We start from the raw sequence: 13,641 nt of genomic DNA on the forward strand, positions 1-13,641 counted from the left end.
AAATCCTGCATCGCCGACCACTTCCTTCTTTATAGAGGAAGTAATCAACGAAAGTTGGTGGTATGCACGAAGAAGCATTCTTTGCGCCGCGCCCGTAGCTCAGTTGGATAGAGCAACGGCCTTCTAAGCCGTCGGTCGAAGGTTCGAATCCTTCCGGGTGCGCCATTTTAAAATCCACATTTGTAGTGGCGGCTGTAGCTCAGTTGGTAGAGCCCCGGATTGTGATTCCGGTTGTCGCGAGTTCAAGCCTCGTCAGTCGCCCCATCTACAAAACCTATATGTTCGGCGATTAGCGCAGCTTGGTAGCGCACTTGGTTTGGGTCCAAGGGGTCGCAGGTTCAAATCCTGCATCGCCGACCATCTTCAAAAAAATTAAAATTCGGCGATTAGCGCAGCTTGGTAGCGCACTTGGTTTGGGTCCAAGGGGTCGCAGGTTCAAATCCTGCATCGCCGACCACCTCCTCTTCTCTATGCTTTTTCAAATCCGTTTAATTCCTTAATTTTGTCCTAAGCAACATCAATTATTTGCTGCGATTGCTCGACTCTCCCGTTTTATAGGTTATAATGCCGCGTCTATTATTTAACATAGCGCCCTGTATGGGCAGGCAGCAAGTCTGACGGGGATCAGCACTGATTCTTAAACATCAAATGTAGGGATGTTTTCAACGGTGATCTGCTTAATCGAGATTGAGCAGATATGATGCTCTGCTGTCATCTGGTCTGATAAAAAGTCGACTTGTTTGTAAGGAAGGCGCGTTGTCGCCAAAAATGAAAATTGAGGTTATATCATGCAAGTTTCTGTTGAGACGACTCAAGGTCTTGAGCGCCGTCTGACTATCACAGTTCCAGCTGAGAACGTTGAGACTGAAGTAAAAAAACGCTTACAACAACTGGCTAAAACACAGCGTATCGACGGCTTCCGTCACGGTAAAGTACCAGTATCTGTTATTAAAAAGCGCTACGGTGCTGCGGTAATGCAAGAAGTTGCGGGCGAGCTGATGCAACGCAACTACATCGAGGCAATTGTTTCTGAAAAGATCAACCCTGCTGGTGCACCTACTTTTGCTCCTAAGTCATTGGAAGCAGGTAAGGACCTTGAATTTGATGCGACTTTTGAAGTTTATCCTGAAGTTGAACTGAAAGATCTTGAGAAGATCTCAGTTGAGAAGCCAGTGGTTGACGTAACTGAAGATGACCTGGCGAACATGCTAGAAACTCTGCGTAAGCAACACGCAAACTGGACTGAAAGCGACGCTGCTGCAGGCGAGAAAGACCGTGTAACAATCGACTTCCTGGGCACTGTTGAAGGCGAAGAGTTCGAAGGTGGTAAAGCGGAAGATTTCCCTCTTGAGCTTGGTCAAGGCCGCATGATCCCTGGTTTCGAAGATGGCATCATCGGTAAGAAAGCAGGCGAAGAAGTGGTTGCAGACGTAACTTTCCCTGAAGAATACCACGCTGAAAACCTGAAGGGTAAAGCGGCACAGTTCAAGATCACTGTGAAGAAAGTTGAAGTTCAGGAACTGCCTGAACTGACTGACGAATTCGCAACTAAGTTCGGTGTTGCTGAAGGCGGTGTTGACGCACTGAAAGAAGAAGTGAAGAAAAATATGACGCGTGAACTTGGTCAGGCTGTGAAAGCTCAGATCAAAGATCAAGCGATCAAAGGTCTTCTAGAAACTAACGAAGTTGAAGTACCTAAAGCACTTATCGACCAGGAAATCGATGCGCTACGTCAGCAAGCTGCACAGCGTTTCGGTGGCGATGCTAAGAACATGCCTGAGCTACCAGCTGAGCTGTTCCACGAGCAAGCAGTAACACGCGTTAAAACGGGTCTGCTGTTAGGCGAAGTGATCAAAGCGAATGACATCAAAGTAGATGACGCAAAAGTTGAAGAGCTAATTGAAACAGTTGCTTCTGCTTACGAAGATCCAAGTGAAGTAGTTGCTTACTACAAAGGCAACGACCAACTTATGCAGCAAATGCGTAATGTTGCAATGGAAGAGCAAGCGGTAGATGCGATTCTGGCAGCAGCTCAGGTTGCTGATGTTGAGAAGTCTTTCGACGACATCATGAACCCACAACAGGCGGCTCAATAAGCCCTTTTGATATCGTCAAAGACGAAATCATTGACTTACTGTTAAGCTAACGTTTAAATGGCTCGTATTGCTCTGTGTTTTGCAGCGCTGCGAGCCATTTTTGTTTGTTTTCTCAAAGCAACACGATTGTGCGTATACTTTTGTTTATCAGCACCTTTTGTATAAACTTATACCTCAAAACCAGCTTGTTGTAACTCGAGTAAACAAATCCTGCTTGTCCTGTGTATTGAGACTGACAAGCAGCCAGGTTTTGCAGTGCACTTCCCTGTTTATAAGGAATCTATAAAATGAATGACGGTATGTTTGATCCTCTAAACGCGTTAGTCCCTATGGTTGTTGAGCAAACAGCGAAAGGCGAGCGTTCGTATGACATTTATTCTCGCTTGCTTAAAGAGCGCATTATCTTTTTGACCGGTCAGGTTGAGGACCATATGGCAAACCTGATTGTTGCTCAGCTGCTTTTCTTGGAATCAGAAAGCCCTGAAAAAGACATTTATCTGTACATTAACTCACCGGGTGGCTCAGTGACTGCAGGTATGTCGATTTACGATACAATGAATTTTATCAAGCCAGATGTGAGCACTGTGTGTGTTGGCCAGGCTGCCAGCATGGGTGCCTTCCTGCTTTCTGGCGGTGCGAAAGGCAAACGCTACTGCCTGCCAAACTCACGCGTTATGATCCATCAACCGCTGGGTGGTTTCCAGGGCCAGGCATCAGACTTTGAGATCCACGCCAAAGAGATCCTGACGATCAAAGAGAAACTGAATCGCCTGTTGGCTGAACATACTGGCCAGCCTTACGATGTCGTGGCCAATGACACGGATCGTGACAACTTTATGAACGCCGAGCAAGCCGTTGAATACGGTCTGGTTGATGCCGTTCATAGCAGCAGAAACATCAAGTAATCTGTTTCGGGCAGGCGTATTTCTAAACACTGTTAGATAAATGCGGTTGGCCCGGCTATGCTAAAGGCAAAATTCTTTGGTATAGTTAAAATATGTTTTATGTTATCGCAGTAGATAACTGACCAAATTTAAGAGGTAGCTGAATGTCAGACACTCCTACAGACGGCGACAAGAATAGTAAGCTCTTATACTGCTCATTTTGTGGTAAGAGCCAACACGAAGTACGCAAGTTGATCGCTGGTCCGTCAGTGTACATTTGTGATGAATGCGTCGAACTGTGTAACGACATCATTAGAGAAGAAATCAAGGATATAGCGCCGCAACACGATTCGTCTGATAAATTGCCGGTACCTAGAGAGATCCGCAATCACCTTGATGACTATGTGATTGGCCAGGAGCACGCTAAAAAAGTGCTTTCGGTTGCTGTGTACAACCATTACAAGCGACTGAAAAACCAGGGCCTGAAAGGCGATGTGGAACTGGGCAAGAGTAATATCCTGCTGATCGGTCCAACAGGTAGTGGTAAAACGCTACTAGCAGAAACGCTAGCACGTTTACTGGATGTGCCTTTCACTATGGCTGACGCCACCACTCTAACCGAAGCAGGTTATGTGGGTGAGGATGTTGAAAACATTATCCAGAAGCTCTTACAAAAGTGCGACTACGACGTTGAAAAAGCACAGCGCGGCATTGTTTACATTGATGAAATCGATAAGATTTCACGTAAATCTGATAACCCGTCCATCACCCGTGACGTATCGGGCGAAGGCGTTCAGCAAGCACTGTTAAAACTGATTGAAGGGACCGTTGCCTCGGTGCCGCCACAAGGCGGGCGTAAGCATCCTCAGCAAGAGTTTTTGCAGGTCGACACATCGAAGATCCTGTTTATCTGTGGCGGCGCATTTGCGGGTCTGGATAAGGTGATTGAGCAGCGCAGTCATACCAACACAGGTATTGGCTTCGGCGCTCAGGTGAAACTCTCAGACAGCGAACGCTCACTGAGTGAGACCTTTAAAGATGTTGAACCGGAAGATCTGGTCAAGTATGGTTTGATCCCTGAGTTTATCGGTCGTTTGCCTGTGGTTGCAACTTTGACTGAACTGGACGAAGACGCGTTGATCCAAATCTTGAATGAGCCTAAAAATGCGCTGACCAAGCAATATGGTGCATTGTTCAAGATGGAAGGGGTTGAGCTTGAGTTCCGTGAAGACGCGCTTAAGGCCATTGCTCGTAAAGCGATGGACAGAAAAACCGGCGCACGCGGACTACGCTCCATTGTAGAAGGTGTCCTGCTGGATACTATGTACGAACTGCCGTCCATCGAAGACGTAACTAAAGTTGTGGTAGATGAAACCGTCATTAAAGGTGAATCTGACCCAATTTTGATTTACGAAAACAACAGTCAGGATAAAGCTGCATCGGAGTAACGAGCGAGTTTTATCGCAAAAAGGAGCCTCAGGCTCCTTTTTTTGTCTACAGTTTAGTTGTACCAGCAAACTATATTACCAATTTCACTTAATACCTGTTCAATTTGACGGAGCAAATATGACGCTAACAGCGTTAAAAATTTCTCATTTAGAACAACTAAATAGCAAAATTTTTGCCTTGTTATCGAGGCTATTTTCTCGCCTCAAAATAGAACACTTAATTAAGCAAATTGGTATAAACTCAAACTAGAAATCGATACGGATTGGTATTTAGGTTGAACTTTTTAAAGGCAATCCCCATATACCTCCCTAATCCTTGAAATTAATGAAGTGCGAAGAGAATATAATGACGCTTGAGAGAATGGATCGAGTCGAGATACCCGTATTGGCACTGCGTGATGTGGTCGTATACCCTCATATGGTGATCCCGTTGTTTGTAGGCAGAGAAAAATCAATAAAATGCCTAGAAGCCGCGATGGAGAATGACAAGCAAATTTTTTTGGTGGCGCAAAAAGAAGCGTCAATAGACGACCCAGACACTGATGATATCTATCAGGTTGGCACCGTCGCTACCGTACTGCAACTACTTAAATTACCTGATGGCACCGTAAAGGTATTAGTCGAAGGCACTCAGCGCGCCAAGATAGAAAAGTTTTTGGTGACCGACGAGTACTTCCTGGCAGAAGCGCAATTTATTGCGTCTGAAAACATTGAAGGCCCGGAGCAGGATATTTTCATCCGCAGTGCTATCAGTCAGTTTGAAGGCTATGTAAAACTTAATAAGAAGATCCCGCCAGAAGTGCTGACTTCGGTTTCCGGGATTGATGAAACGGCGCGCCTTGCTGACACTATGGCTGCGCACATGCCTATCAAAGTACCTGAAAAGCAGAAGGTGCTCGAGTTATATAACGTCACTGAACGATTAGAATATTTGATGGCGCTGATGGAAGGTGAAATCGACCTGTTGCAGGTTGAGAAGAAGATCCGGTCACGCGTTAAAAAGCAGATGGAAAAATCGCAGCGCGAGTATTACCTCAATGAACAAATGAAAGCCATCCAGAAAGAGCTGGGTGAGCTGGATGATGTCCCGGATGAATTTGAAGCGCTGAAAAAGCGCATCGTAGAAGCGCAAATGCCCAAAGAGGCAGAAGAAAAAGCCACCTCCGAGCTGAACAAGTTGAAAATGATGTCGCCTATGTCGGCTGAAGCAACTGTGGTTCGCTCTTACATCGATACGCTGATCGGTGTGCCGTGGAAAAAACGCTCTAAGGTTAAAAAAGACTTGGCGAATGCGCAGAAAATCCTTGATGCCGACCACTACGGTCTGGAGAAAGTCAAAGATCGTATTATTGAGTATCTTGCGGTTCAGCAGCGCACCAACAAGTTAAAAGGCCCTATTCTGTGTCTGGTGGGCCCGCCTGGGGTGGGTAAAACCAGCTTGGGGCAATCTATCGCACGTTCAACAGGTCGTAAGTATGTTCGGATGGCACTGGGTGGCGTGCGTGATGAAGCGGAGATCCGCGGTCACAGACGTACCTACATTGGTTCAATGCCAGGTAAATTGATCCAGAGCATGACCAAAGTGGGCGTAAAGAATCCGCTGTTCTTGCTGGACGAAATCGACAAAATGTCTTCTGATATGCGTGGCGACCCAGCTTCAGCATTGCTTGAAGTGCTGGATCCTGAGCAAAACAGCAGCTTTGCCGACCATTATCTGGAAGTCGAATATGACCTGTCGGATGTGATGTTTGTCGCGACTTCTAACAGCTTTAACATCCCGGGCCCACTGCTTGATCGGATGGAAGTGATCCGTCTGTCGGGTTACACCGAAGATGAAAAACTAAATATCTCTAAACAGCACCTTATCCCGAAACAAATCAAGCGTAACGGGTTGAAAGACCATGAAATTGAAATTGAAGACAGCGCGATCATTGATACCATACGTTACTATACCCGAGAAGCCGGTGTACGTAACCTGGAGCGTGAACTGTCAAAGCTGTGTCGTAAAGCGGTTAAGAGTATCCTGCTGAGTAAGTCCAAAGACAAGGTGGTGATCAACGGCCAAAACCTGGAAAGTTACCTGGGTGTTCAGCGTTTCGACTATGGTAAAGCAGAAGATGGCGATCGCGTTGGCCTGGTCACAGGTTTGGCCTGGACTGAAGTGGGCGGTGACTTACTGACCATCGAATGTGCAGCGGTACCAGGAAAAGGCAAATTAGCCTATACCGGTTCGCTTGGCGATGTAATGCAAGAGTCGATTCAGGCTGCCATGACCGTGGTACGCAATCGTGCCGAAAAGCTTAGGATCAATGAAGACTTCTATGAGAAACGTGACATCCATGTACACGTGCCTGAAGGTGCGACGCCAAAAGACGGCCCAAGTGCCGGTATTGCCATGGTCACAGCTCTGGTTTCTAGTCTGACCGGTAATCCGGTGCGCAGCGATGTGGCGATGACAGGTGAAATCACGTTACGCGGTGAGGTTCTCCCTATTGGTGGACTGAAAGAGAAGCTCTTAGCCGCGCACCGTGGTGGCATTAAAACGGTGGTCATTCCGAAGAAGAATGAGCGTGACTTGAAAGAGATCCCGCAAAACGTGCTGGAAGGTCTGGAAATCCACCCAGTGAGCTGGATTGATGACGTTTTATCTCTGGCACTCGCTCATCCAGTAGACAGTTTTGCCATTGAGTCGCAAAAGTCGGCCGGGTAAAGCAGAAAAAGTACATAAAAGTGCGTAAAAAGGGTTTTCAAATCTATATGGTATGCTAACTTAAGCACTGGATTAGCCTGGTAGCTCGCAACCCGCGTGGTTACTAGGCTTTGAGACATTAGATGAAATAGAGAATCGTCAGATTTCTCTGAGTTAACTACAAAAGTGATGTTAGTGGTAAGCCCTCATCGCTCTTGATAATAACAATGTAAGAGGATGATATTGTGAATAAATCTCAATTAATCGATCAAATCGCAGCTGATGCTGATATTTCTAAAGCGGCTGCTGGTCGTGCTCTGGATTCATTCATTGAGTCAGTAACTGGTGCGCTAAAAGACGGTGACTCAGTTGCCCTAGTCGGTTTTGGTACTTTCTCAGTGCGTGAGCGTGCAGCGCGTACTGGTCGTAACCCACAAACTGGTGCGGCAATCGAAATCGCTGCAGCTAACATCCCATCTTTCAAAGCCGGTAAGACTCTGAAAGACGCGGTAAACTAAGCAGATTTCGCTCAGTCTGTCCGGTGACCTATGTTAAAATAGTGTGATTGGGCCAGATAAGCTTCAAGAAAAAAAGCGTATCTGCTAAGATACGCTTTTTTTATACCAGCTGGATAATGACGCACAGTCGCCTGACCAATGGCGATTTGGCCCAATGGGCTGAGTTGCATGTAAGTTTGCACTTCTGTGCTTGCAATTGCCGCACTTATCCATATAAATAGGTACAGAGATGAAACAGGGCGCTGGAGTATTGTGTTCAGCGAGCTTGGATACGCACATAAACCCACAGTACCGAGTGTGCTTGGACTTACGTGCTTGGACTTAGATAAGAGATAGAATAAATGCTAGAAAAGATTAGAGAAGGCTCACAGGGCCCGGCAGCCAAAATTATTCTTGGTGTAGTGATCTTGTCTTTTGCGTTGGCAGGGATCGGTGGTTACCTAGGTCAAACCACAGAGCAGGCCGTAGCAGAAGTTAACGGAGTTAAGATCACACAGATGGAATTCTCCCGCGCCTATGAAAATGAACGTGCACGGCTGGAGCGTCAGTTTGGTGAGTACTTTACACAAATCTCAGCAGATCCGGCATACATGGCTCAGATCCGCAGTGGGGTCATTGACCGCCTGGTACAACAAGAACTACAAAACCAGCTAGCGATTGAGTTAGGCCTGAGAGTGAGTGACGAGCAAGTAAAGCAAGCGATTTTTGAGCTGCCTTACTTTCAGTCAGGTGGCCAATTCAGTAACGACAGATACCTGCAGCTGATCCGCCAGATGAACTTCCAGCCAGACACTTTCCGTGAGTATATGCGTGAAGAAATGACCCGCAATCAGTTGGTTTCTGCGGTTGCTGGGTCTGATTTCGTGTTGGACAACGAGCTGAAGCAAACGCTGGCTCTGCAACAACAAACACGTGACATTGATTACGTTCAGCTGAGCAAAGAGACAGTTAAAGGTGAGGTATCTGTAACAGATGCTGAAATTTCTGACTACTATCAGCTTAATCAGGAGCAGTTCCAGGCGCCTGAACAAATTGCGTTGCAATATTTAGAGCTTAAGTCTGAAGATATTACCCTGGATAAGCCGATCACTGACGAAGAAGTGCGCGCTTACTACGAAGAAAACCAGACGCAATACCTGGAAGAAGAGCGCCGTCGTGTTGCACATATTCTGATTGAAAGCACTGACGATGCCGATGCGGCGAAGCAAAAAGCGACCGCTTTGTACGAGCAGCTACAAGGTGGCAAAGACTTTGCCGAGCTGGCACAAAACGAATCTGACGACATCGCTTCAGCAGAAATCGGTGGTGATCTGGACTGGATCGAGCGTGACATGATGGAGCCTGAGTTTGAAGAAGCGGCATTCGCGCTGGCAAATGTCGGTGATATCTCTCCTGTTGTCGAAACTGAATTTGGTTTTCACATTATCAAGCTAACCGATTTACAGGCGCAGCAGTCAAAAGCATTCGAAGAGGTTGCAGCTGACTTGCGTGCAGAGTTGGAAAGCACTGCTAAAGCCAATGCGTTTTATGAGAAACAATCTCAGATCGCAGAGTTGGCGTTTGAAGTGGCAGATACTCTGGAAGATGCGGCGGCTGTTGCGGATATTGAATTGAAAAGCACTGAGCTGGTATCGCGCATGGCGTTGCCTGCACCGCTTAACGATCCAAGCATTGCTAATGCTATTTTCACGCCTGAGCTGATCGAAGACAGAGTTAACTCAGAAGTGCTTGAAGCAGGCAACGAGCACATTGTTGTGGTACGTGTTCTGGACCACAAGCCGGCGACTGTGAAGCCGCTGGAAGAGGTGACTGCGCAGATCAAAACACGTCTTGAGAACGAAAAAGCGTCTGAGCTGATTAAAGAAAAAGCGAACACGCTATATGCTCAGCTGGAAGAAGGCAAAGCACTGAGCGATATCGCTGCGGCAGAATCAGTCGAAGTGAAAAGCGAAACAGCCCTGAAACGTCAAAGCTTTACTGTTGCGCCGGAGATTGTCCAACAGGCATTCAAACTGGCACACCCGGATAGCGACCAGGCTCAGTCTGCGCTGGTTGAGCTAAATAGTGGTGATGCCGCGTTGTTGGTGCTTAAAGGGGTTACAACCACAGCGGTCACTGGTGAAGTGGAGCCACAGCAGAAGCAAAACATCACCATGTCTGTGGTGAACAAAAACTTCCTTGCTCTGTTGAGCGCTCTGGAGTCCGATGCTGAGGTGGTTCGTCCAACTTTACAATTTAGCGACGAAATGCAGTAAGTTACGCATAATCGAAGAGCTAAACGAAAAAACGCCGGGACCCCGGCGTTTTTTTATGTCTGAATTAACGAAGTCTCAGTAGTTAAACTGCTAGCAGCTTTTGCATAACCTTAGACTGAGGGGCACGAAAAATTGCTTCGCTGTTGCCGTATTCCACGCATCTTCCTCTGCTCAATACCAGTAACTTATCACTCATATGGCGAACTAAGCTAAGGTGGTGGGTGATCAGGATATAGCTTAAGCCATAATCACGTTGCAGTTCCAGCAGCAGGTTTACGGTTTGTGCCCGAACAGACGGGTCGAGTGACGACAGGGCTTCGTCCAGCACCACCACTTTAGGGTCCAAAATCAAAGCGCGCGCCAGCGCCACACGTTGCAACTGCCCGCCACTGAACATATGGGGATAGTAGTCATAATGTTCTGACAGCAAGCCAACACGAGACAAGGTTGCGACGATTTTTTTATCGCGCTGATGCTTGGTGAGTTGGGTATTTAAGCGCAAACAGTCGTCCAGCATATCGCCTATGGTCAGGCCCCGGTTGAGTGAGCGGGTCGGATCCTGAAAGATCAGCCGGATATGACGACAATCATGATTTTGATGACCATTGTCTTCAATCATTTCACCACTTAGCAAAATCTGCCCCGAATCGGCGTGCTCAGCGCCAGCCAAAACCCGGGCCAGGGTACTTTTACCTGAGCCGGTTTCGCCAATCACCGCCAGCGTTTCGCCCGGAGCAACGGCAAAAGAGACATCTTTGAGCACCTTAACGCGCTTGCGTCGAAACAGGCCTGCCCGGGTGTTAAAGGTTTTATTCAGCGACTGCACCTTTAGCACGGGTTGCATTTTTTCTTCTCCTGGAGCAATGGAAAATGACAGGCATAAGCATGACCGTGCGACTTAACCTGTTCCGGTGTGACTACACACTCACGCTGTGCCTGCGGGCAGCGGGGCCCCAGGCGGCAGCCAATCGGTAAGTGCTGTAAAGGGGGAATGGTGCCTTTGAGCGCAAAGAAAGACGCTTTGTGGCCAATCCCATGGGCGTAGTCAGGGAGCGATTTCACCAGGGCTTGCGTATAAGGGTGATAGGGGTGACAAAAGACTTTGGTTGTCGGGCCTGCTTCAACCATCTGACCACAGTAAAGAACATGCATGGCATGTGACCAGTCGGCAATTTCTTCCAGCTCATGGGTGATCATCAAAATCGACATGTTTTTTAGCTGGTTGAGGCTTTTCAATAAGCGGAAAACCTGCGCCCGAGTGGTGGTTTCGAGCGCTGTGGTTGGCTCATCTGCAATCAGAAGTTTGGGGCTTCGGGCAATGGCCATGGCTATCATCACCTTCTGGCACACGCCTTCTGAGAGCTCATGTGGGTAGCTGCTCGAGACCCGGCGGTGATCCCGGATCCCTACTTTATGCAATAGCGCTTTCACCTTTTCTTTGCGCTCATTACGACGGCTGAAAAAGCCGCCTTTAAAACAGTTATCGGGCAAAGATTCAGCGACTTGTTCAAAAATCTTGGCAGTCGGATCCAGGCTACGACTGGGCTCCTGGTAGATCATGGCGATATCCCGGCTCACCAGTTTACGGCGTTTTTCCGGGCTCAGGCGCATCAGATCCACCCCTTGCCAGTGCATCCGATCTGCCGTGATGCGCCAGCGGTTGTTCAGAACCCCGACTATGGCCTTGGCTATCAGACTTTTACCAGAACCGGATTCACCAACCAGCGCGTGTACTTCACCTTCTTTGAGGCTCATGCTGACCCGATCAACGGCACGTATCACGCCATTGTCTGTGGGTAACTCAATGGTGAGGTTTTTGATATCAAGTAATTGCATTAATCCGCCTTTCTCGCCTGCAATGCGTCACGTAACCCGTCACCGACAAGGTTAGTCGCAAGCACCGATAAAAACAACAGCGCCCCGGGCAGGCCCACGGTCCAGGGGGCAAGGTAAATGAGGCCCAGGTTTTCCGCCAGCATAGCCCCCCACTCGGTGGTGGGCGGCTGAGCCCCGAGTTTCAAAAAGCCCAGAGCTGCGATGTCCAGGATGGCGGTAGACAAAGCGAGCGTGAATATCACCACGATATGCTCGTAAATATTGGGCAGTACACCGCGTACTATCAGTTGCCAGCGGTTAGCACCATCCAGCCTGAAGGCACTGATATAATCTTTGTTAAGCTCTTCGACCACCAGGTTACGGATTGAATGAATGTACTGTGGCAGCAGCGCGAAAATAATTGCCCACACGGTATTGAATAAGCCCGGGCCGAGAATAGCAATAATGATGATGGCCAGCAGTAGCGAGGGAATGGCCAGGGTAATATCCAGCAGGTGATTGAGCAGGCTCGATTTAAAGCCCTGGCTGCATCCGGCTAAAGTACCCAGCACAACGCCCAGCAGAGTAGTTAACAGGGCTGCGACAATGGACAAACCAAAGGTGTAAGTGGCGCCGCGCATCAGGCGAGACAATACATCGCGCCCCAAATCGTCGGTGCCAAGGATGAAATTAACATTGCCTTCATCGTGCCAGGACGGGGGCAGTAATAAGGCATCGGCATGCTGCTGATCAATGCCGTAGGGTGCCAACAAAGGTGCCAGCACCGCAAGCAAGGTCAGCGCAATAAACAACCACAGACCAACCAGCGCCGGGTGATTGGCTTTAAATTTCCGCCACAGCCGGGATAGCGGAGAGCGGTTAGACTCTTCTGTAAAGAGATTAAACTTTGCCATGGGCCTGATTCCTGGCTATCGGGTCAAGGAGCGTGTGGATCACATCGGCCAGCATATTGGCGAAAATGACGAAAAAGGAGACCGCAAGCAGCCCCCCCTGAATGGCCGGATAGTCTCGCTGATAGATACTTTCAATCATCCAGCGGCCAATCCCCGGCCAGGAAAAAATCACTTCGGTTACCATGGCCAGCGTGATCAGCGTACTAAATTGCAGGCCGATTTGTTTTATCACCGGTAGCAGGGCATTGCGCAGAGCATGGTCAAGGATCAACTGACGGCGGTTAAGACCTTTGGCCCGGGCAGTTTTAATGTAGTTTTGTTCCAGTACGGTTAGCATGGAGTCCCGGGTAAAACGTACTAATACTGTGGTCGGGTACATGGCAAGCACCACGGTGGGCAGGGTCAGATGATGCAGCGCATCTGCAAAGGCCTGACCGCCATACGGAAAATCATGCAACCAGATATCCAGCAGAATAAAGTTGGTGACCGGGGGGATTTCATAAAGCAGGCCAATGCGCCCCGACATAGGAAACCAGCCAAGGCTGAGACAGAAAATCATAATCAGCAGCAGGGCCAGCCAGAACACGGGAATGGAGAACCCCAGTAAGGTCAGCGAACTGATCATTTTGTCTGGCCATTTGTTGTGGTAAGCACTGGCGATAACACCGGCCGGGATCCCCAAGCACAGTGCCATAATCAGCGCATAAACGCACAACTCTATGGTGGCGGGAAAGAGCTGCTTTACATGACCGAACACCGCCTGACCGGAAGACAAAGACAGTCCCCAGTCACCCTCAAAGAGCCGGACCAGAAAGGCCTGGTACTGGATCAGCAAGTTATCGTCTATGTGATACTTTTGTTCCAGGATTTGTGTCTGGCTGAAATTGGCGTTCAGCTCACCGCTGAAATTGGTCAGCAGATCGCCGGGAAACATATAGTTCAGCGCAAAGGTGAAGGCTGTCAGTGCAAATAGCATAAACAGCAGCAAACTGAGGCGGCGAAATAAAAAGTCAGCAAACATA

General features: G+C 48.3%; 10 protein-coding genes and 4 tRNA genes. 10 read left to right on the forward strand and 4 right to left on the reverse strand.

The features are described 5' to 3' along the window. Positions 1-88 precede the first annotated feature (88 nt). From TW77_RS02770 to TW77_RS02815, 10 genes are all read left to right on the forward strand, one after another. Positions 89-165 (forward strand) — tRNA-Arg (locus TW77_RS02770). 23 nt (positions 166-188) lie between these two features. Beyond that, positions 189-264 (forward strand) — tRNA-His (locus tag TW77_RS02775). Between the two features lie 19 nt (positions 265-283). After that, positions 284-360: transfer RNA gene (locus TW77_RS02780), tRNA-Pro, on the forward strand. 20 nt (positions 361-380) lie between these two features. After that, positions 381-457: transfer RNA gene (locus tag TW77_RS02785), tRNA-Pro, on the forward strand. Between the two features lie 331 nt (positions 458-788). Further along, a complete protein-coding gene (gene tig / locus TW77_RS02790) occupies positions 789-2,096 on the forward strand; it encodes a trigger factor (protein ID WP_046003458.1) in 1,308 nt (435 codons plus the stop codon). Positions 2,097-2,383: 287 nt separating this feature from the next. Beyond that, entirely contained in the window at positions 2,384-3,001 is a 618-nt protein-coding gene (clpP, locus tag TW77_RS02795; protein WP_046003459.1) for an ATP-dependent Clp endopeptidase proteolytic subunit ClpP, read from the forward strand. A gap of 143 nt (positions 3,002-3,144) precedes the next feature. Continuing rightward, positions 3,145-4,428 carry an ATP-dependent protease ATP-binding subunit ClpX gene (gene clpX / locus TW77_RS02800; RefSeq protein WP_046003460.1) on the forward strand — a complete coding sequence of 428 codons (1,284 nt, stop codon included), beginning with the start codon at positions 3,145-3,147 and terminating at the stop codon, positions 4,426-4,428. Positions 4,429-4,774: 346 nt separating this feature from the next. Continuing rightward, the gene (gene lon, locus TW77_RS02805; RefSeq protein ID WP_046003461.1) at positions 4,775-7,138 is read left to right on the forward strand and encodes an endopeptidase La; all 2,364 of its coding nucleotides are present in this window, start codon (positions 4,775-4,777) and stop codon (positions 7,136-7,138) included. A 224-nt stretch (positions 7,139-7,362) separates the two neighbouring features. Then, a complete protein-coding gene (gene hupB / locus TW77_RS02810) occupies positions 7,363-7,635 on the forward strand; it encodes a nucleoid-associated protein HU-beta (RefSeq protein ID WP_046003462.1) in 273 nt (90 codons plus the stop codon). 341 nt (positions 7,636-7,976) lie between these two features. Then, positions 7,977-9,890: a SurA N-terminal domain-containing protein gene (locus TW77_RS02815; protein WP_046003463.1), complete on the forward strand. Its 1,914-nt coding sequence runs from the start codon at positions 7,977-7,979 to the stop codon at positions 9,888-9,890. Positions 9,891-9,972: 82 nt separating this feature from the next. On the opposite strand, the gene TW77_RS02820 is transcribed toward TW77_RS02815, so the two are convergent. From TW77_RS02820 to TW77_RS02835, 4 genes are read right to left on the reverse strand one after another with little or no spacing between them, the layout of a single operon-like run. After that, positions 9,973-10,734: an ATP-binding cassette domain-containing protein gene (locus tag TW77_RS02820; RefSeq protein WP_046003464.1), complete on the reverse strand. Its 762-nt coding sequence runs from the start codon at positions 10,732-10,734 to the stop codon at positions 9,973-9,975. Beyond that, positions 10,719-11,726 carry an oligopeptide/dipeptide ABC transporter ATP-binding protein gene (locus tag TW77_RS02825; RefSeq protein WP_046003465.1) on the reverse strand — a complete coding sequence of 336 codons (1,008 nt, stop codon included), beginning with the start codon at positions 11,724-11,726 and terminating at the stop codon, positions 10,719-10,721. The genes TW77_RS02820 and TW77_RS02825 overlap by 16 nt, the downstream gene beginning before the upstream one ends. Beyond that, positions 11,726-12,619 (reverse strand): ABC transporter permease subunit, encoded by an 894-nt coding sequence (locus TW77_RS02830; protein ID WP_046003466.1) that lies wholly within the window; start codon positions 12,617-12,619, stop codon positions 11,726-11,728. Before TW77_RS02830 ends, TW77_RS02825 begins: the two co-directional genes overlap by 1 nt. Further along, positions 12,606-13,640 carry an ABC transporter permease gene (locus TW77_RS02835; RefSeq protein WP_046003467.1) on the reverse strand — a complete coding sequence of 345 codons (1,035 nt, stop codon included), beginning with the start codon at positions 13,638-13,640 and terminating at the stop codon, positions 12,606-12,608. The genes TW77_RS02830 and TW77_RS02835 overlap by 14 nt, the downstream gene beginning before the upstream one ends. Position 13,641 lies beyond the last annotated feature (1 nt).

It is taken from the genome of Pseudoalteromonas rubra (assembly GCF_000967655.1).
Taxonomy (GTDB): domain Bacteria; phylum Pseudomonadota; class Gammaproteobacteria; order Enterobacterales; family Alteromonadaceae; genus Pseudoalteromonas; species Pseudoalteromonas rubra_A.

Coding starts and splice junctions, on each gene's coding strand:
- TW77_RS02825 (WP_046003465.1), bottom strand. CDS start 11,726: ATGCAATTACTTGATATCAAAAACCTCACCATTGAGTTACCCACAGAC.
- tig (WP_046003458.1), top strand. CDS start 789: ATGCAAGTTTCTGTTGAGACGACTCAAGGTCTTGAGCGCCGTCTGACT.
- lon (WP_046003461.1), top strand. CDS start 4,775: ATGACGCTTGAGAGAATGGATCGAGTCGAGATACCCGTATTGGCACTG.
- TW77_RS02820 (WP_046003464.1), bottom strand. CDS start 10,734: ATGCAACCCGTGCTAAAGGTGCAGTCGCTGAATAAAACCTTTAACACC.
- TW77_RS02830 (WP_046003466.1), bottom strand. CDS start 12,619: ATGGCAAAGTTTAATCTCTTTACAGAAGAGTCTAACCGCTCTCCGCTA.
- TW77_RS02815 (WP_046003463.1), top strand. CDS start 7,977: ATGCTAGAAAAGATTAGAGAAGGCTCACAGGGCCCGGCAGCCAAAATT.
- TW77_RS02835 (WP_046003467.1), bottom strand. CDS start 13,640: ATGTTTGCTGACTTTTTATTTCGCCGCCTCAGTTTGCTGCTGTTTATG.
- clpX (WP_046003460.1), top strand. CDS start 3,145: ATGTCAGACACTCCTACAGACGGCGACAAGAATAGTAAGCTCTTATAC.
- clpP (WP_046003459.1), top strand. CDS start 2,384: ATGAATGACGGTATGTTTGATCCTCTAAACGCGTTAGTCCCTATGGTT.